Annotated in this window: 19 protein-coding genes; 4 read left to right on the plus strand and 15 right to left on the minus strand. The window is 70.3% G+C overall.

Going from position 1 to position 18,548, the window contains the following annotated elements:
• Positions 1 to 553: 553 nt before the first annotated feature.
• The 8 genes from AC067Z_RS37400 to AC067Z_RS37435 all read right to left on the minus strand — a co-directional run bounded on the left by AC067Z_RS37400 (position 554) and on the right by AC067Z_RS37435 (position 6,934).
• Complete coding sequence (locus tag AC067Z_RS37400; RefSeq protein WP_478794114.1) at positions 554 to 1,726, minus strand: GNAT family N-acetyltransferase; 1,173 nt, start codon at positions 1,724 to 1,726, stop codon at positions 554 to 556.
• Between the two features lie 10 nt (positions 1,727 to 1,736).
• The gene (locus tag AC067Z_RS37405; RefSeq protein ID WP_478794115.1) at positions 1,737 to 2,267 is read right to left on the minus strand and encodes a MaoC family dehydratase; all 531 of its coding nucleotides are present in this window, start codon (positions 2,265 to 2,267) and stop codon (positions 1,737 to 1,739) included.
• Between the two features lie 31 nt (positions 2,268 to 2,298).
• The gene (locus AC067Z_RS37410) at positions 2,299 to 3,135 is read right to left on the minus strand and encodes an HpcH/HpaI aldolase/citrate lyase family protein (protein WP_478794116.1); all 837 of its coding nucleotides are present in this window, start codon (positions 3,133 to 3,135) and stop codon (positions 2,299 to 2,301) included.
• Positions 3,136 to 3,143: 8 nt separating this feature from the next.
• On the minus strand, positions 3,144 to 3,374 hold the full coding sequence (locus tag AC067Z_RS37415) for an acyl carrier protein (RefSeq protein WP_478794117.1): 231 nt from the start codon (positions 3,372 to 3,374) through the stop codon (positions 3,144 to 3,146).
• 23 nt (positions 3,375 to 3,397) lie between these two features.
• Positions 3,398 to 4,360: a beta-ketoacyl-ACP synthase 3 gene (locus AC067Z_RS37420; RefSeq protein ID WP_478794118.1), complete on the minus strand. Its 963-nt coding sequence runs from the start codon at positions 4,358 to 4,360 to the stop codon at positions 3,398 to 3,400.
• The gene (gene dmpG / locus AC067Z_RS37425) at positions 4,360 to 5,382 is read right to left on the minus strand and encodes a 4-hydroxy-2-oxovalerate aldolase (protein ID WP_478794119.1); all 1,023 of its coding nucleotides are present in this window, start codon (positions 5,380 to 5,382) and stop codon (positions 4,360 to 4,362) included. Before dmpG ends, AC067Z_RS37420 begins: the two co-directional genes overlap by 1 nt.
• An 11-nt stretch (positions 5,383 to 5,393) precedes the next feature.
• Positions 5,394 to 6,260, minus strand: a complete 867-nt coding sequence (locus tag AC067Z_RS37430) for an acetaldehyde dehydrogenase (acetylating) (protein WP_478794120.1) — start codon at positions 6,258 to 6,260, stop codon at positions 5,394 to 5,396.
• A 74-nt stretch (positions 6,261 to 6,334) separates the two neighbouring features.
• Positions 6,335 to 6,934, minus strand: coding sequence for a 2-keto-4-pentenoate hydratase (locus tag AC067Z_RS37435; RefSeq protein ID WP_478794121.1), 600 nt, complete (start codon positions 6,932 to 6,934; stop codon positions 6,335 to 6,337).
• Positions 6,935 to 7,344: 410 nt separating this feature from the next.
• Between AC067Z_RS37435 and AC067Z_RS37440 the strand changes: the two genes are divergently transcribed.
• On the plus strand, positions 7,345 to 8,718 hold the full coding sequence (locus AC067Z_RS37440; RefSeq protein ID WP_478794122.1) for a hypothetical protein: 1,374 nt from the start codon (positions 7,345 to 7,347) through the stop codon (positions 8,716 to 8,718).
• Positions 8,719 to 8,795: 77 nt separating this feature from the next.
• On the opposite strand, the gene AC067Z_RS37445 is transcribed toward AC067Z_RS37440, so the two are convergent.
• Positions 8,796 to 9,554 (minus strand): NUDIX hydrolase, encoded by a 759-nt coding sequence (locus AC067Z_RS37445; protein WP_478794123.1) that lies wholly within the window; start codon positions 9,552 to 9,554, stop codon positions 8,796 to 8,798.
• Positions 9,555 to 9,939: 385 nt separating this feature from the next.
• Between AC067Z_RS37445 and AC067Z_RS37450 the strand changes: the two genes are divergently transcribed.
• The gene (locus AC067Z_RS37450) at positions 9,940 to 10,821 is read left to right on the plus strand and encodes a GNAT family N-acetyltransferase (RefSeq protein WP_478794124.1); all 882 of its coding nucleotides are present in this window, start codon (positions 9,940 to 9,942) and stop codon (positions 10,819 to 10,821) included.
• Between the two features lie 446 nt (positions 10,822 to 11,267).
• Here AC067Z_RS37450 and AC067Z_RS37455 read toward each other — a convergent pair whose 3' ends face one another.
• The 4 genes from AC067Z_RS37455 to AC067Z_RS37470 form a co-directional block, all read right to left on the minus strand.
• Complete coding sequence (locus AC067Z_RS37455; RefSeq protein ID WP_478794125.1) at positions 11,268 to 11,543, minus strand: hypothetical protein; 276 nt, start codon at positions 11,541 to 11,543, stop codon at positions 11,268 to 11,270.
• 76 nt (positions 11,544 to 11,619) lie between these two features.
• A complete protein-coding gene (locus AC067Z_RS37460; protein WP_478794126.1) occupies positions 11,620 to 12,558 on the minus strand; it encodes a hypothetical protein in 939 nt (312 codons plus the stop codon).
• Positions 12,555 to 13,193, minus strand: coding sequence for an RNA polymerase sigma factor (locus AC067Z_RS37465; protein ID WP_478794127.1), 639 nt, complete (start codon positions 13,191 to 13,193; stop codon positions 12,555 to 12,557). Before AC067Z_RS37465 ends, AC067Z_RS37460 begins: the two co-directional genes overlap by 4 nt.
• A 593-nt stretch (positions 13,194 to 13,786) precedes the next feature.
• A complete protein-coding gene (locus tag AC067Z_RS37470; protein WP_478794128.1) occupies positions 13,787 to 14,572 on the minus strand; it encodes a hypothetical protein in 786 nt (261 codons plus the stop codon).
• A 664-nt stretch (positions 14,573 to 15,236) separates the two neighbouring features.
• Here AC067Z_RS37470 and AC067Z_RS37475 point away from each other — a divergent pair.
• Both AC067Z_RS37475 and AC067Z_RS37480 read left to right on the plus strand, forming a co-directional pair.
• The gene (locus tag AC067Z_RS37475) at positions 15,237 to 16,232 is read left to right on the plus strand and encodes a P-loop NTPase family protein (protein WP_478794129.1); all 996 of its coding nucleotides are present in this window, start codon (positions 15,237 to 15,239) and stop codon (positions 16,230 to 16,232) included.
• 423 nt (positions 16,233 to 16,655) lie between these two features.
• Positions 16,656 to 17,555, plus strand: a complete 900-nt coding sequence (locus AC067Z_RS37480) for a hypothetical protein (RefSeq protein ID WP_478794130.1) — start codon at positions 16,656 to 16,658, stop codon at positions 17,553 to 17,555.
• 33 nt (positions 17,556 to 17,588) lie between these two features.
• Here AC067Z_RS37480 and AC067Z_RS37485 read toward each other — a convergent pair whose 3' ends face one another.
• Positions 17,589 to 17,774, minus strand: coding sequence for a hypothetical protein (locus tag AC067Z_RS37485; RefSeq protein WP_478794131.1), 186 nt, complete (start codon positions 17,772 to 17,774; stop codon positions 17,589 to 17,591).
• A 9-nt stretch (positions 17,775 to 17,783) separates the two neighbouring features.
• A partial coding sequence (locus tag AC067Z_RS37490; RefSeq protein ID WP_478794132.1) for an IS630 family transposase occupies positions 17,784 to 18,548 on the minus strand: 765 nt, incomplete at its 5' end.

Here is an 18,548-nt window from a genome sequence, read left to right on the forward strand (position 1 = left end):
CTTCCTGCCCATGCGCTGGGCGACGTCTGCGGTTCCGAGCGGGGTGCGGCCGGCGGGGATCATGGCTGCTCTCTCCTGATCGTGGGTCGTTGCGGTTCGGGTGTCATCCCGGGGCCTCGGTGATGACGTGAATAAACGTACACCATCTATGAGTGCATGGCGAGCGGGTTCCGCGACTGGCGCCTCGGGCAAGGCTGCTCGCCTCGTTTGTGAGCTGCCGCGCGGCTGTCGGGCAGGTGCCGGATGCGCCTGCCGGACAGTCGGATCCGACACCTGAGAGCGCTCCGGGGGCTTCAGATCAAGCGCACGCGGAGTACCCCTGCTTGGGTGTGGTCGAGATGCTCAGGAACTCGTGAGCGGGCCCGGGTTGGCGGATCGCCGCGGAGCGGCGGCATGTCGTTGGTGGTGACCGGCGGCTGGCCTCCGTTCCCTTCCGTTGAGGGCGGTGTCGAGCGCTGCCAGCGGGGACTCGCGGTTGTTCTCCCGCTCGGCAGTCGGCGACTGTCTCGTGCGGGCCGCGGGGAATTCCGCCTGGAACCTGTCATGGCGGTTGCTAGAAGTGGTCGGGGAGCCAGGGTTCGTTGTCTGTCGTACTGCGGATGAGGGTTGTGAGCGCCTTTTCCGATACGGCGCGGACCCCGGCCAGGCGGGCCGAGGCGAGGGTCCTGTAGCCACCGGCGTACCAGACCGCGAGTTGTCTGCGGGTGAGGGTCACCTTGCTTTCGGTGTGTGTCGGGCTGATCTCGGCGGTTCCGGCGGTGATCCGGAGGAGGTACTGGTCCGGGGTGCCGCCGTTCTCGTTTTCGATCGCGATGGGCACGGTGGAGTTGAGGTCGGCGGGCCATCCACGGAGTCGGATGGCTTCGGGGATGTCGAGGATGCGCAGCATCCAGGGGTGCCACGCCTCGGCGGTGGGCCGGTGGTGGTGGAGGTTGTGGAGCAGGGAGGGGTAGGGCGGGAGCACGCCGCGCCGGAATTCGATGGTCTCGGCGCGGGTGTTGTGGCGGCCGAGGAAGGCGAGCATGGCGATGGCCGTTTTCTGGCTGGTCGCCCAGAAGTCGTGGACGACGAGGTTCATGCCGTGGCGCTCGCGGCGTTTCGTGGCGAAGGACAGTACCCCGGCGGTGGGTTGGCCCGGCCTGCGGAAGCGGTACGTTGTCAGGCCGCTCTTCTGCTGCTTCCAGGGAAACCACCAGTCGGGTCTCTCCACGGGGCCGTTCCACTGGCGGGCGAGGTTCCGCTGAAGGTCGTGGGCGTCCGGGGTTACGTTGTGTTCGATCTCGAAGTCCTTATTGCTGAAGGACCGCTTCAGGTCGTCGGTGGCAACGGCCCAGGCGAACACCGGCACGGGTGCCTCCCAGCCGAGCCTGCGGGCGTAGCCGGTCGAGGATGTCGAGATCGCGGAGATCACTGCACCCTGCTCCTGGAGGGGGCGTAGCCGTTCGGCGGCCATGCGGGTTGCCAGGTGCTCGCCGCGTTCTTCCGGGGCAACGCAGCCGGCGCCGAGGCACGCGCTGGGCACTGGGGAGCCGCCGAAGAATTGATTGACGAGCATGCCGAGGCCGCCGGCGACGACTCGGCCTTCGCGGGTCGCCACCCGAAGATCGGCGTGTTGGCGCAGGGCGGTGATGTCGCCGATGCGGTGGCCGTAGGCGCGGGTGGTCAGCTCGTCGTACTGCTGCCACAGGTCGTTGTCGGCCACGGTGAAGGACAGCTGTTCGCTCATGGAGCACCTTCTAGTAATTGGTGGCGGCCCGGACAGCGTCGGGATCGGTGGGTACGAGGAAGGTCCGGGTGAAGGTCAGCACTCGTGTGCCCGCCTGGTTGTGGCCGGAGGTACGGCACGAGACGATTCCGTTCTCGGGCCGGCTCTTGGAGTGTCTGCGGCTGAGGACTTCCGTCTCCGCGTAGAGCGTGTCGCCCACGAAGACGGGGGCCTCGAAGCGGACGTCGGTGAGTGCGAGGTTCGCGATGGTCAGGCCGCTGGTGCTGCGTACGCTCATGCCTGCGACGAGGTTCAACGTGACGCCGCCGCATACCAGGATGCGCCCCCACTCGGTCATGCTGCTGAAGTGGGCGTCGATGTGGATGGGCGCCGCGTTGCCGGCCAGCGTCGTTCCCAAGAGGTTGTCGACCTCGAGCACCGTCCGCCCCGGCCGGTGCTCGATGACCAGGCCGACAGCGAACTCGTCATACCCGAGGCCAACGTTCTCGCGGATGCGGCCCTCGGCGATGTGCCGGTAGCCCTTCGGCAGATCGTTGTTCACGGTGGTCTCCGGTTGCTTCGGGCGGGCCGGATCAGCCGTCCACCTCGCGGACAAGGGCGTGTGCCGCGGTGAAGAAGGGGGTCCCGATCATCTGGCCGTCCACGGACGTGATGCCGTTGCCACTCTTTCGACCAGCGGCAACGATTGCCCGCGCGCGTGCGATCTCCTTGTCGGAGGGTGCGAAGGTGTCGTTGATGACGGCCGCCTGACGGGGGTGGACGGCGCCTTTTCCGTAGAACCCGAGATCCTTGGCCTTCTCGGCTTCGCGCCGCAGTGCGTCGAGATCGCTCAGGTCGAAGAACGGCGCATCGATGGCGGGGATACCGGCGGCCGTCGCGCTGTTGACCAGGGCGGAGCGGGCATAGAGCAGGGCCTGCCAGCCCAGTCCGCAGTGGACGGTCGCGGCGTAGTCGGCCGAACCGAAGACGACACCGCCGAGCCGGGGCGCCTTCATGATCGAAGGGAGTTTGTCGAAGGCGCGCGGGGTCTCGATCAGTCCCCAGATGTCCGGGGTGTAGCCCTCGGTGTCCAGGACGTTGGCCACGAGTTCGATGTCCCGGGCGGATTCGGTCTTCGGGACGAGGATGAGATCGGGCTTGAAGGTGTACGCGGCCATGGCGACGAGGTCCTTGGTGCCCTCCAGGGTCGTCGGGGCGTTCATGCGCACGCCTCGGCTGCACGGCGCGTCCGGCCGGGCGAAGAACTGCTGTGCCTGGGTGCGGGCGGCCTGCTTGTCCTGCATGGCCACGGAGTCTTCGAGGTCGACGAGGGCCACCCCGGCGCCGGAGGTCTGCGCGGTCTCGTACCGGCTGGGATGCAGGCCGGGCGTGATGATCCAGGCCCGGCCGGAGCGCGGTGGCTGCTTCATGGCGGAGCTCACCTTTCGTCGCGCTTGCACGTGATGAGGTGGTCGAGCTGTTCGAGGTTGGCGGCGCCCTTGATGTCGGCGTCGGTGACATCGATGCCGAAGCGGTCACCGAGCAGGACGGAGAGCTCGACGATCGCGAGCGAGTCGAAGCCGGCGGCGTCGAGAGTGGCATCCGCGGTCAGCCGGTTCGCGGACAGCTTGAGGTCGGTGAGCAGGATGCTTTCGAAATCACCGTTCACGGTGTCTCCCTCGGTCGCAGGGGTCACGGGGTCAGATCGGGCCAAATGGCGGTGGTGGCGCCCCAGGTCACTCCGGTGCCGAACGCGGTCAGCACGAGGCGGTGTCCGGCCTTCAGACGTCCGTTCACGGCGGCCTGCGCCAGGAGCAGGGGGATGGAGGCGGCGCCCGTGTTGCCCACGGAGTCGACGTTGTGCAGCTGGCGGTCGTCGGGGACGGCGAGCTGCCGGGCGACGAAGGAAGTGATCCGCGCGTTCGCCTGGTGGGGCACCAGGCGGTCGACGTCCTCCATACGCCAGCCCGCCGCCGCGACCGCCTGCGCGGAGACGGAGGACATGCGGTCGACCGCGTGACGGAAGACCTCTGCCCCCTGCATGCGCAAGGCGCCCGGACGCGCGGCCCGGATCAGATCGGCGCAGGTGCCGTCGCTGCCCAGTACCACCGGGCCGATCGCCCCGTCCTCCCACGCCTGGCCGCGACGCAGCACCATGGCCCCGGCGCCGTCGCCGAAGAGCGGAACGGTCGTACGGTCGCCTTGAGCCGGCAGCGTGGAGAGCCGGTCGGCGCCGATGACAAGGACCGCCTCTGCCGTCCGGGTGGCGATGAAGCCCGCCGCCGTGGCGAGCCCGTAAAGGAACCCGGTGCAGCCCGCCGCGAGGTCGAACGCGGGGATGCCGGTCAGGCCCAGACGGGATGCCACGGTGGTCGCGGTCGCCGGGCAGCACCGATCCGGTGTCGCTGTGGCCAGCACCAGCGCCTGGACCGATCCGGAACGCGCCAGCGCCTTCTGCGCGGCCTCCGCCGCCAGATCCTCGGTGGAGATGCCCCCGTCGGCGATGTGCCGCTGGGCGATGCCGGTGCGGGAACGGATCCACTCGCCCGTCGTGTCCAGCCGGGTGCAGAGCTCCGCGTTGGAGACGACCGTCGGGGGAAGTGCCGCGCCGATGCCGCAGATGACCGTGGCGTCGGGTTCGCTGTGATTGCTCATCACGCCTCCTTGAGCATGCGGGCGATGTCGTCGATCAGGTCCTCCTGGCCCGCGACCACCTGGCGCTCGCCGAGTGCGAAGAAGAGGTCCACGGGGTCGACGCCCTCGCGGCAGGCGGAGTCCAGCACGGGCTTCTTGAACCCGGAGAACACCCCAGCCAGCCCGCTGACGAGGCTGACGGAGTCGATCACCGGCGGGGCCTTCATCAGACGCTCCTCGGCGGTGTCCGCCGCGGTCAGCAGCTTGCGCAGGTTGATGCTGGTGGAGTGGCCCATGCGCTCCAGGACGGCCACGAGGACTTCCAGTTGGGTGTTCCCGGCGCCGGCGCCGAAGCCGCGCGCAGTCGCGTCGATGATCTGCGCACCGGCCTGGATCGCGGCGATGGAGTTCGCGACGGCCATACCGAGGTTGTTGTGGCCGTGGAAGATCACCGGGACGTCGACCGCCGCGGTGATGGCGGCGATCCGCTCGGTGACGTCGGCAGGGAGGTAGCAGCCGGCGGAGTCGAAGATTCCGACGGCCTGCGCGCCGAACTGCGCCAGCAGGCCGCACTGTTCGGCCAGCTGGTGAGGGCTGGCCATGTGGCTCATGAGCAGGACACCGTGGGCTTCGGCCCCGAGATCGCGAACGACGCCGAGGTGGGCTTCGCTCACGTCGGCCTCGGTGCAGTGCGCCGCGATCCTCACCACGTCCGCACCGAGCGCGACGGCGCCGCGCAGATCGTCGGATGTGCCCCAGCCCGGGGCCATGAAGACACCCATCCGGGAGTGAGTAAGCGCTGCACGGACGACCTTCAGCATGTCTGTGTCACTCAGGCAGGCCCGGCCGATCTGGAGGGAGGATGCGCCCAGGCCGTTGCCGTGGCCGACCTCCACCACGGGCACGCCGGCGGCGTCGGCGGCTGCGGCGTAGGCCCGCATCTGGTCGGCGTTGAGCTGGTGGCGCACCGCGTGATGGCCGTCCCTGAGCGTGGGGTCGTGGATCAGTACCCGGGCTGCGGGGCCCGCCGTGGCTTCGTCCATGAGCGATTCCTTCACCGGCACTGGGCGGCCGCGTACTGCTCCGCCAGGAGCACGGCGGCCGCGTTGATGATGTCGAGGTTTCCCGCATACCGGGGGATGCGGCCGCCCTTGGCGGTCACTTGCACCACGACGGAGATCCGGCCGTCGTCCACCGCGACTGAGGTCACGGTGAACCCGGGCGCGTACGCGCGCACGTTCAAGGCAGAGGCCGCGACGGTCGAGCGGACCAGCTCAGGCCTGATGTCGTCGGCCAGCAGGGTCATCGCCACCCGGAACGGCGGTGCGGGCCGGGCGGGGCTGAGGTTGACCATCACCTTCGTCTCCGGGGCGCCGGTGAAGGACCGGATGGCGGCCTCAGTGGTGGCGATGTACTGGTCAAGGTTGCGCCGGGTGGCCGGCCCCGCGCTCGCGCTCGCCCCGGTGGAGACCACCTCGATGTACTGCGGTGTGCAGTGCTGAGCGAGGGCGTGCAGGACCGGGATCGCCGCCTGGCCGCCACAGCTGATCAGGTTGATGTGGCGGTCGGTCAGCCCTCTTTTGCCGTTGACGGCAGGCACGACCATCGTGCCGAGCTGCGCGGGGGTGAGGTCGATGAGTGTCGCGTCCGTCTCCCGCAGGAGAGGCAAGTGCCCCGCGTGGGCATCGGCGTTCGAGGCGTCGAAGACCACGTCGAAGGGCCCGGACTCCAGCACGGAGTCGATCCCGCCCGCGGACGTCGCACACCCCATCTCGGCCGCCCGCCTCAGGCCCAGACTCTGCTGGTCCCGGCCCACCACGAGGCGGCAGTCCAGTACCTGCGAGCGCCCGACCTTCTCCACGAGGTCGGTTCCGATCAGACCGGCTCCGAGCACCGCGATGCCTATCCTTTTACCGGCCATGGGCCGCTCCTTGGTCGTGGGTGAGTGTGTGCCGATGGCGGCAGGCGGCCGCATCGGGAAGACAGCGGGGCGGATCAGGAGACGCGGAGCTCCACCGGTGGCAGATGCGGCGCGAAGACCCGCACGGTCGTTCCCGCGTCCAACGGGAGACTGGCGTGCACCGCCCCAGCCAGGACGAGTTCACCGGCCCGAAGGCCCCCTGAGGTGACGCTGCTCAGCCGTTCTGCCAGCCAGGCCAGCGGGCGAAACGGGTCGCCGAGGACAGCCCGGCCTTCCCCTGTGACGACCGCCCTGCCGTCGACGCTGACGACCAGCTGCTCGGCAGCCAAGTCCCACGCGGGATCGAGCGGGACCATGCGCCCGATAGCGACCCGCGCGCAGGAGGCGTTGTCCGCGATGCTGTCCGCCAGAGCGATCCGCCAACTGGTGAACCGAGTGTCGATCACCTCAATGGCGAGGAACACCTCCGACACCGCGTGCCTGGCGGCCTCCAGGGTGACGTCGGAGCCCTCCAAGTCGCGGCCGAGCCGGAACGCGATCTCCGCCTCCACCCGCGGCGCCAGGAGCTCTCCCCTCAGCAGCTCGCCGCCGCTGGGCAACAGCATGCTGTCCAGCAGGACACCCGAGTCCGGCTCGTTGACCCCCATCTGCTCCTGCATGGCCCGGGAAGTCACCCCGACCTTGTGACCGACGACGCGGGCCCCGCCGGCGACCCGGCACGCAACGGCGACTGCCTGGATTCGATAGGCGTCCTCAAGAGTCAGGCCGCCTGGCTGCGCCGTCAGCGGAGCCACCGGAACTCGAGACCGCTCCGCCGCGAGCAGAGCAGACGCCGCGGAGCTCCACTGACTTCCCCACTCATCCATGGGTACCCTCCCAGGGGCTCGTGTGATGCGGGAGATACATGCAAAGACCGAGCAGCCAGCGGCCGCCTGTGCACGGCCCGGCGCACGGGCGAGCCGAGCGCGCAGAACCCGATCGCCTTGGGCTGTCCTGGCCTGATGAAGAGTCAACCCGCAGCTGCTTGGCAGCGGTACGGTGGCGGGCAGGCCAAGCGGTATATCGCGTATACGGGCAGGTGCTCATGACCACGCGCACACCGAACCACCAGCTCCGCGACCTCGTCGCAGAATCGGGCCTCACCTACGAGGCCCTGGCGAGGTCCGTCCGCGCGGTCGCCGCTGAATCCGGCGTCGAACTACGGACCAACAAGTCCGCCGTCGAGCACTGGCTCGACGGCGCCACGCCCAGAGGCAATACCGGCCGCTACCTCGCCGTCGCCCTCTCCAGGCGGCTCGGCCGCATTCTGGCCCCGGCCGACCTCGGCCTGCCGACCGCAGGCGAGACGTTCAGTGACACCATCGGACTGTCCCTCGGGGCCGACCCGCTGGACGCCTTACTGCCGATGTGGAGGTATGAGTTGGATCGGCGCAGCTTCCTGACCGCCTCCGCATACTCCGTGGCTGCCGCCGCCCTCCCACTCAACCACGTTCAGGAAATCGCCGACCGCACCGCGGCGGCCCGCACCGGCCACACCGTCGGCATGGCCGAGGTCGCCGCCGTCCGTGACATGATCAGCGCGTTCTCCGAGATGGACGAACGCCACGGCGGCCAGCACGGCCGAAGCGCCCTGGTCACCTACCTCCGCGACGACGTAGCACCGCTGTGCCGGGCCCGCTTCCGCACCGAGGACGCACGCCGTCAAATGCTCTCAGCGGCCGGCCGAGGCGTGCACCTCCTGGGATGGAAGAGCTACGACGCCGGCCAGCAAGGGCTCGCTCAGCGCTACTATCTCCAGTCCTACGCACTGGCCGCTGAGTCCGGCATCACCGGCCACGACGGTTTCGTGATGCGCACCATGGCCATGCAGGGCCTCAAGCTCCACCGTCCTGAGCACTGCCAGGGCCTCGCCGAGACCGGTCTTACCCGCGCAAAGGGCCGGGTGGACGCCCAGACCGAGGCCCTGTTCCGGGTTGTTCACGCCCATACCCTGGCAAAGTCCGGAAAGCGGCGTGCCGCCCTTGCCGAGGCCGAGGATGCCCGCGTCCTCCTGACCACGGCCCCCGGCGACGACGTACCGTTCTGGGCTCTGGCCTGGGGACCCCCCGCCGCGTCGGTGTACTCCCGCACCGCCAAGGTCCACGAGACTGTCGGCGACCACCGGGCCGCCGCCGAGCAGTACGCCCTGGCTGCCACGTCCCGCCCCGCCGGAACCTACGCCCGGATCGTCGCCCTCGACCTGGTGGCCGGCGCCGAGATGTACCTCAAGCGCGGCGGCATTGAGCAAGCGTGTGTCACCTGGCATCGAGCCATCGACCACATGGACGGCGTGCGATCCGTCCGCACCCGCAAAGCCGTCAGCAGGATACGCAGCGACCTCGCCCGCTTCCGTGCCCGCGGCCTGCGGTGCGCGGCTGAACTCGACGAACGGGCCCGCGACTTCCTCACCAGCACCTGACGGCTTGCTTCACCTCTAACCCCGCTGCGGGCAGTACGCCCCGGAGAAAACACCGACCGAGGGACTGATGATGCAGCTCAGGCATCGTGCCGGAGCGGTGCCTCCGTGTAGCGACGCATGATCGGCTTCAAGTAGTCCACGTGCGGACCTCCCAGGTCCGCAAGCTGAGCGGGGGAACTCACCAGAGCGATCCGATCCAGCTCGGGGTCGTGCCCCAGGGTCTTCTCGGCGACCGTCACGGCGTCGAAGCGCTCACGTAGTACCGCCGCCGGCCGGGGCGGGGCGAGATAGACGAGGCCGATGCTGCGGTTCTCGCCGCGGGTGACGGTCCACAGGCGCAGTGCCTCGGGCGCCAGGTCGACACCGGTCTCCTCGGCCAGCTCTCGCGCGGCATGGCGACGCAGAGCCGTCTCATCGAGCGACTGCTGCTCCTCGGGCGGCTCGACGGAGCCGCCTGGCAGCTGCCACCGTCCCGGAGCGGCTGTTGATGACGACATCTTTGCCACCAACACACGCCCGTCGTCCGTCGGCTGTACGACGTTCACGAACAACGACGGCAGCCACGAGGTACTGCCTGGGACGCGGCGCAAGGCGTAGTGCCGGTATGTCACCCGCGCCCAGGAGAGGACGAGACTGTGCGGCCCCTCCCACTTCACCCCCGCACACGCCACCACCGGACCGTCGAAGAGGCTCGGGTTGGCCTGGACGGCCTTGTTCCATACGAGGTCCCTGGCCAGCTCGTCCTCGTGCGACAACCGCGGCGCTTCCGCCTCTGTCAGGCGGAGCCGGTGAACGTCGAAGAGGTCAACACCCGCGGGGGGTAGTGTCTCGGTCACCGGCCCATCGTAGGGCGGGCCTGCGAGCAGCACCGGTACTCGCAGAGGCGGACTTCTGCGTCGGGCTGCAGGACCAGGGGTCAGTGCCCGGGCAGTGGATAGCGAACCCCGGTGCGCCGGCTGGCACCTCACTACGGAGATGCCCCCGTAACCGTGCGTCTCGTGCGAGTCGGGGGTGCGGCGAGGCCCCGCCCCCGCTTCGGCTACTTCTGGGCTCGGTACCAGGCGAGAAAATGCACGGGCGCCGTGCCGTGCCCGGCCGGCCCCTCGCGTGACCGCCCGACCCCTGCGCCACCGCGCCTGCCCGGCGTTGTCCGGCGTGGGTGGGGTGGAGCTGCTGGGGGGAGGCTGGAGAGGAACACCGGTAGGAAGGCGGGAGCAGCCCATGGCGGTCACCACGTTCCGTTCGGGGGCGCAGCTGTCGGTGCGGCCCTACGTGCCGGGCGACGAGGCGGCGGTGCTCGACCTGGTGGCGGCCGACCGGCTGCCCGGACAGCCGCCGACCACACCCGCGATGCTCGCCGAGGCCGTGGCGGGCCGTTCACCGGTGGACGGCGGCTGGTGGACGGAGCTGGAGCCGCCCGTCACCGAGGTCATCCATGACGAGACGGGCACGGTCCTGGGCGTCGTCTCCTGCGCCACCCGTCCCCGCGACGGGGCCGGGTTCATCCTGTGGCTGCACTGCCGCGAGGACCAGGCCCTCGGCGAGGTCCTGACCACCTGCGCGGTCGGCCGGCTCGGGGAACAACGCACGGTGCACGCCTTCGAGTTCGCCTCCGCGCTCTCCCTCGGTCTGGAGGGCCTGCCGGTGCTGCACCGGCCGGCGACCCGCCGCGCGCTGGAGGCGGCGGGGTTCACCGCGCGGGACCTGTGGCGCTACATGCGCGCGGATCTGCCGATCGCCGGGCTGCCGCACGCCGCTCAGGTCACCGTCGCCGAGTGCGAGGACCCTCCGGGCAAGCGTCTGGAGGTCCGCGAGGGCGGGGGACTGGTCGCGGAGGCCACCATCGGCCGCCCCGTGGCCGGGATCGGGGTGCTGTGGTGGATCAGCGTCGCCCCGGCCGCCCGTGGGCGGGGCCTGGGCCTGGCCCTGCTCGGCTCCGCCCTGGACCTGCTCGCCGGGCTCGGCGCCCGCGAAGCGATTCTCTACGTCGACGACAGCCTGCGCGGCGACCCAGGGCGCGACCGCACCGCCGCCAACGCCCTGTACGACCGGGCCGGCTGGACCGAGGTCGACCGGCTGCACTCGTTCACCCGTCGCCCGTAGACGGCCCCGCAGCGTGGACGGCGGATGTTCCCCCGGTCCCTGATGCCCGCGGGCGGCACCCGGCGAACCTGTGGCCCGAAAGGGCCCGGGGCGGCCACCCCAGGTGCTCCCGACAGGCAGGACCTGGGGTGGTCAACGGCCGGCCTGTCGTGCTTCGGTTCTGCTGCTCGGTACCGCCCGTCACCCTGGAAGCCATTGACGACGACCTCATCGAGCTCGCCGACGAGCACGGGACCTGCGCCTGGTGCTCGCCCCCGCCCGTGACCGCGCGTTGGCGCCGGGGCGGCCCGACCCGGCGCACCGGCCCGCGCAGCTCCCGGGCCCCCTTGCGCGCCGCTCTATTCCGTCAACCGCGGGGCCCGGGAATGGATGTGCCCCACTCCCACGGTTTCGTTGCGGAGGTGGGGCATCGTGCTGCCGCCCGATGACCGATGACCGAGGGCAGGTCAGGCGCCGCGCAGACGCAGGGACTTGCGGGCGATGTCGTACGCCATCGTGGCGATGGACAGGGCGACGAGGGAGTACACGTAGACCGGTTCGGTGGGCGCGTGCCCGGAGGCGATCGCGCCGGCCAGCGCGCTGCTGCCGGTCACCGCGGTCGCCCCGGTGAGGCTGACCCGGCGGGGCACCGGCAGGGACAGGGTGATCCGCCGGTCCGTGCGCTCCGCGCGGGGCGCGGTCGTCCTGCGGGCGGGCTTGTTGTGCGGGTCCTGCTCCGGCATGGTGCCTCTCCTCGGCAACGGATGTCGGACGCCGGTCGGCGGCCTCACAGTCAGGTGAGCCGACCGGCGACCTGCGTTACACCTCCTCCTTCTCCTTGTCGGTGTGCTGCCTCTCGTGCAGCTTGTCGCCCAGGAGCGCATGCATGCTCGCGGTCAGCGTGTGCCACGCCCGCATGACGGCCCTGCGGACCGTGGGACCGGCCAGGAGGCCCACGGACGCGCCGACGGCGCCCACGACCTCCGGGGAGATGCCGCCGGCGGTGCCCAGGCCGAGTGCGACGATCCCGACGAACGAGGCAGCGAGGGCGAGCGCCAGGCCGACGGCGAGCACGTGGTGCAGTCGGGTTCCCGACACCGGGGAATCCGCGTCCCGCCGGGCGTGACGCACCGCGACGCGGTGGCTGACGGGGCGAAGGGTTCCACGGCTTACGCGTGGCCTGTGCGGTCGGGGCGGCCGCGGGGCGTGGGGGACCGGCGGCGGACCGTCTCCGCTGGTCGGCCCGTCGTGGCTGGCCTCCGGGTCCGTTGCCGCCGCGGTGTCGGTCGCCGTCTCGGTGCTCGTTCCGGGCGTCGGGCGTGGGTCGGCGGGGGTGTCGGCGAAGCCGGCCAGGCCGAGCTCGCGGCGCAGGGCCTCGCCGTCGCGGATCACCCGTGCGACGAGTTCCTCGTGCTCCTCCTCGGTCTCCTCCGGACCGATCGGCGCCCACGCCTCGTCGTCCTCATCGACGTCGAGGTCGAGGTCGAGGTCGGCGTGAAGCTGGGTGCCGGTCTCGCGGCCAGGGACTGCGGGCAGTTCGACAAAGCCCACACCATCGGGCCCGGTGGTGTAGACGCGGTGGGCGCGCCCGGTCCGGGCAGTCGGTTCGCCGTCGGGGTCCCCGTGCGCCTCGGCACCGATGCTGTGGCCCGTCGTGATGTGGATGTCGCCGCTGAGGATCATGCCGATCGCGGGCGCGTGGAGGCCGGTGGCGGTCAGGTTGGTCACGTTGTCCGGGTGCTGCCGCTCGTCGCTCACTTGTCTCCCTCCTCCTCGCTGGTCTTGATCTGCTGGGCCCGTGCCCGGGCACGGTGGGTGCGGACGCGTTCGGCGCCCTCGGTGGTGCCGTTCAGCTCGGCGCGCTCCTTCGCACAGAGCCCGTCGTCGACGAGCCGGAGGCTGTCGCGGTAGATGGGACTGAGCCGCGGGTGGGTGAGCAGGTGCTGCAGCTCGTCCAGGGTGGCGCGGTCCGCGGCGGCCTGGTGCGGGATTTCCGCGGCGGCCGTGACCGCGATCTCGCCGCCGACGACGTCGATGTACGGGTCCGAGCGCAGCGCCCTCTCCGGCAGCGCCCGCCGGCGTTTCTCCCCCTCGTAGTAGCCGGGGATCATGCGGCGCACGATGCCCTTGAAGAACCCCCACTGACGCTTCGCCTCCCAGTCCCACAGGGCCGGCCACTTGAGCCAGAGCACGAGCAGGGCGTTCTGAACCAGATCCTCGGCCTGGGCGAGAGGCAGACCGGCCCTGACGCAGAACCCGATGGCCCTGCGTCTGACGTCGTGGTCGCGCACGAGAGCGACGAACGCGGCGACCGCCTCCGGCGGCGGGGATGGCGCCTGTTCACGGCCACGCTCCTCCTCACGGTCCGGGGGGTGTTCGCTGTGCCTGGTCACGTGCACCTGCTTCCCACTGCGGTCATCGGCCCGCCCTTGCTCGACCGGCTCCCGGGGCGCCACGGGAGCCCCCTGTCACAGACAAGTGCCTTCAGCCTCCCGCCCCGTTACACCTCCCGGCGGAGAAATCTCGACGAACCGCGCCCGCACCGCGGTGCGCGGCCTCCCGTGAATCCCGGGCGTTCTCCTGGGGTGTCTTGCGCCAGCGGCCCGCGAGGCGCCCCGGTCGGTTGTCGGCCGTGTCCGGTTGTGGTGGTTCGCGGGTGCGGGGCTGCGGGGCCGGGCAGGGTGGAGGCGGCGCGTGATCCCGGCCGGCACGCCGGCCGGGTGGCGACGTGCCGGCGAGGTGGGGGAGGGGATGGCGTGGGGCTGTTCAAACGGAGCGCAGCGCACGGCGACAACGACGACAGCAGTGCCGGCGAGGGGCGATGGCTTGAGCAGGCGGCCGCCGGGGCCGAGTTCGAGGGAGCGGAGTTCGTCGACCAGTTCGCGGTGCTGCGGTGGGAGACCACCCGGGGCGGGATCGCCCTGGTGCACGCGATGAACGACGGCAACGCGGCCGTGAAGACGGCTGTGCGCGCCCTGCGTGAGCGTCACGGGGCACGGCTGGCCGGCCGGTATGCGTGTGTGGTCGCGGCGCAGACCGGCACCCAGGTGGTCGAGCCGTACGTCCCGCGCCTCGTGGCCTGCGATCTCGACGCGGGCGGCGAGGTGTACGAGACGACCTGGGCCCAGCTGGAGGCCGCGCTGGGACAGCCGGCACCGTATACTTCTTCCACGCGCTGCGCGATCGCGACGCGATCGCCGCCTGGCGCCCCGGGGCACCGCCGGCGGTCGTGCCTGCCCGCGACATCGTCACCCCCGTCACGGCGCTCACCGAGCTCGCCGCGGACGAGCCGGACGGATCCCCGGCCGCCGAGCTCTGTCTCTACCTCGCCCGTGAAGTCCGCCACCGCGGCCACACCTCGACCACCCGCCACATCGACGAGCTGCGCAAGAACCAGGCCGAGGGCGGCGACGGCGCCCATCTCGTCCTCGGCGCCGTCCCCGCCCCGCTGCTGCGCCCCGCCCCCGGGAAGCTGAGCGAGCTGGTCAGCCGCGCCGGCTGGCTGAGCATCACCGAACGCCGCGACGTCCTGGCCCACCGGGTCGCCGACTTCGCCCAGCGCTGGGACGGCGGACAGGACTGGCACACCGGCGCCGTCACCAGCATCGATCCGGCCGACTGCCCCACCGCCGCCGAGTGGTCGCAGCGCCTGGTCCCGGCCGCTGCCGATCAGCCGCCGACCGTCCTGGAGAAGGTGCTCCTGGACAACGGACGGCAGGCCGGCACCGACGTCCTCCTGCACGACCCCGTCACCGGTACCCCCGTGCTCCACCGCAGCGCCGGCACCCGAGGCGCGGACCTGTTCACCTACTGTCTCCAGCGCCTGCCCACCCACTCGCCACTCGCGGCCCTCGTCCTGAGCGGCGGGATCTGCTGGATCCGCACCGAGGACCAGACCCTGTGGCTCGCACCCGAACGCGAGGGCTGGGGCATCGGATACGGCTACTCCGGCAACGGCTGCCACACCCTCGCCAACCTTGTCGACGCCCTCCTCGACGACATCACCGCCCCTGCCGCTCGGCCCAGCGACCCGAAGGCACCCCGCGGTCTGTTCGAGCTCCTGCGCGACACCAAGGCCGAGACGACCACCTACAGTCGCGCCCAGCTGCTGGCCGCCCGCGCCGGCCGACGCCCCGCCCGACGCACCGTGCGGCGGCCGGACTCCGGCCGCCGCGCGATGCTGCCGCGGTCACCGGGAGACCGCGGCGCCGGTGGGCGGGAGGCACGATGTGCCCTCGCACCGGGGCGGCCGTGGCTATCCTCGTCTTCACGTGCCTCGTCCGGCGCGTGCTGCGGTGCGGACCCACCTCCGGCCGAGAGCGAACCGAGCGGCCGCTCGGACGACGAGGATGTGTGGTGCCGGCAGGCGTGTTCCCGACGTCCTGTGCACCTGGCGCGCCGGGGTGGGACGGCCCCGCCGGTGTGCTGGAGCAGTCATGACGAATCGGAACACCACCCACCAGCAGCGCATCGCCAAGGCACTCAACGACGCCTGCGAGTGCGGCTATCAGGAGGCCCTGCGCCGTGTCAGGGAGGCCGCCGCCACGGGCCGGCTGCCCGCCCGGCTCGATGCCGAAGGACGCGCGCAGGCCGTCCGGATCCTCACCCAGGCACCATCCGCCCCGCGCACGGCCGTCGCGCCGGGCCCGATGAGCAGCGCACCGCGGTCCGGCGCCACCGGCGCGACCGCGGCGCCGGGCGCCGTGCCCTGGAGTGCGGCGGGGCTGGCACCTCTCACGCCAGGCACCGTGACGGCCCTGGCCTCGCTGCCCACGGCCGGCCGGTCGACGCTGGCACTGAACATCGCCCTCCACCACGCCCTGCAGGGCACGAGCACCCTGTTCACGTCGGGGGAGATCTCCTTCAACGCCCTGCAGCAGAAGGTCCTCGCCGCCCGGTACGGCGTCGACGTGCGCCGGCAGGAACCAGCCGGCGGCTGGGCCGCTTTCAAGGCCACCGTCCTGCCCGAGATGGAGGCCCTGCCCCTGTGCCTCCACGGTGCGCGCGTCGGCAGCACCGCCGGCAACAGCCTCCAGTCCGGCCTGATCGCCGGGGCCGGCCGAGGCAGGACACTCCGGCTCTGGATCGTCGACACGGTGCAGCACTTCAGCGACTTCGGCGACGACGGCCTCGACACCGCGGCCACCATGGCCGAGCTGCGCGCCCTCGCACGTGAACATCACCTGGCCGCCCTCGTCACCGCGAAGGTGCTCACCGACCGCCCGGACGAGGCCGTCACCGCCGCCCACCTGCCAGCCGGCATGACCGAGCACACCGACCAGGTCCTCGTCCTCAACCGGCCCGGCGTCTACTGGACCCACACCCCCGCGACCGCCGCCACCCTGAGCCGGCTCACCGGCCCCGGTCCGCACCGCCCGGTCGACCTCGACCTCGAACTCGAGCCCGACCACTGTCGCTTCGTAAAACGGTGAGGACGCGCTCCACGCGCGACAGGGCCATCGCGCCCACGCGAGCGCCCGGCCCCGCACCCGACCGACCAGGTCCCGAAAGGGACCCGGCCCCCACCCCGACGCGGCCCCCGACAGGGGGCACGCCCCACCGCCGGCCAACGGCCGGCCCCGCCTCGAGGTGCTGCTCCCCGATCCGTCCGCCACCTTTGCCGCGGCTGCGCCCGGGAGTCTGCCCGGGGCGGTAATGGCCCTGCTCTGTACGTCTGTTGGCGGGTTTCTCCGGTCGGCTCCCCGGCTCTCGTGCGTGCCCTGCCGTCCACGGCGGCGTCCTGGAGCCGGGTGCGGGCCCGTTTTGCGGCCGAGCTCCAGAAACGGCAGCACTCGCGACGGTCAGGTTCGAAAACCTGACCGACCTCATGACCGATCGGACCTAAGGTCCAGCCCATGGAACCCGAACAGCTCAAGGTCTCATCGCAACGCTGGATGTCTGGGGCGCTGGCCGCCTTCTCGCAGGGACCGGAGTCATACGACTTCGCGGTCCATCACGCCGGGGTTGCGGCAGAACACCTGCTCAAGGCATACCTCGCGAACCTGCACCCGGCACTGATCGTCGAGGGCAAAGACTTTAACTCACTGCTCCACGCGACCGGGCACGGCACCCTTGCCTCCATCGACCTCAGCCGAGCGAAAACCATCGGCGTGGTTGACGCGCACACGCGAGTGCACACGCTTCTGCGGAAGCAGATGCCCATCGACGCTAAGACCTTCCTGCCGGTCGCAGTCGCACGCAACGGTGTTGCACATCTCGGCATCCACGATGTCGCTGAGGTCCAGACCGTCTTCACCACGTGCCTCCGAGTGATCGACCCCCTGCTCAAGGAGCTGCAGATCGACCCCAAGACCTACTGGGGCAACTACAAACAACTCCACGACATGCTGATCGCACAGCACATCGAGGAAGCTCGCATTGAGCTGGAGAGCAAGCTCGTCAAAGCACGGGCGATCTTCGAACAGCGTTATGGGCACCTGGAGCCGAAGGATCGCGAGATCGTGCTGGCCACGATCACTCGGCCGCAGCCGTCGCCGAACCACGGAGAACATGTCGAGGAAGCATTCTGCCCCGCTTGCGGGTCACGGGGTGGACTCACCGGAGAGACCCACGTCGTGGTCGGGGATGAGTTCGTCTCCTTCGCTCCCTACGCGTTCGTCTGTTCCGCCTGCGGCCTCGACCTTGATGGCGACGAGGAACTAGGAGATCTCGCCGAGGAGGTTCCCATCGACATGACGATCAGCGACTACTACTCGGATTGGGAGCCCGACGAGGACATGTATCGCGACAGGTGACGCCTTCAGCTCCGAGCTATTCCTCAGCATCCGTTAGCCGTGGATACCAATAGAGGCGTAGTCCAGCGAATCAGGCCATTCGTCGCCGGTGACGGCGTGCAGCACGATCAGGTCGGACAGGTCTGGCCGCAGTCCGTACGTGGTGGGGTCGGCAAGGAATCTGAGCAGGATGGCGGTCGAGTCGGCACCGAGGCCGTACGACAGAACAGTCGAACGCACGAGGTCTCCCTATTGTCCTGAGTCGGGAATTCGGTTCAGATATCCGGCGAGGCGTTCAAGGATCTCGTCTGCGGTCTTCGTCCAGACGAAGGGTTTCGGGTCCTCGTTCCAGGTCCTGATCCAATTGCGGATGTCCCGCTCCAGATTCTGGACGTTCTTGTGGACGCCTCGCCGTATCTGCTTGTCTGTCAGCAGGCCGAACCACCGCTCGACCTGGTTCAGCCAGGATGAGCTGGTGGGTGTGAAATGCAGATGGAACCGCGGGTGGGCCAGCAGCCACTTCTGGATCGCCAGCGTCTTGTGTGTGGAGGCGTTGTCGCAGATCAGGTGCACGTCGAGGCCGGCGGGAACCTCCTTGTCGATCCGGACCAGGAACTTCTTGAACTCCACTGCCCGGTGTCGGCGGTGCAACTGCCCGATCACTTCACCGGTCGCGGTGTTTAGGGCGGCGAACAAGGTGGTGACCCCGCCGCGCACGTAGTCGTGACTGCGGCGTTCGGGCATGCCGGGCATCATCGGTAGCACCGGGGCGGACCGATCCAGCGCCTGGATCTGCGTCTTCTCATCCACGCACAGCACCAACGCCCTGTCGGGCGGGGCAAGATACAGGCCGACAACGTCGCGGACCTTCTCAATGAACTGCGGATCCTTCGACAGCTTGAAGGTGTCCACCAAGTGTGGCTTGAGCCCGAACGTCCGCCAGATCCGCGAGACGGTCGACTGCGACAAGCCTGTCTGCCGGGCCATCTCCCGTGTCGACCAGTGGGTTGCATT

It is taken from the genome of Streptomyces sp. NPDC043812 (assembly GCF_056436245.1).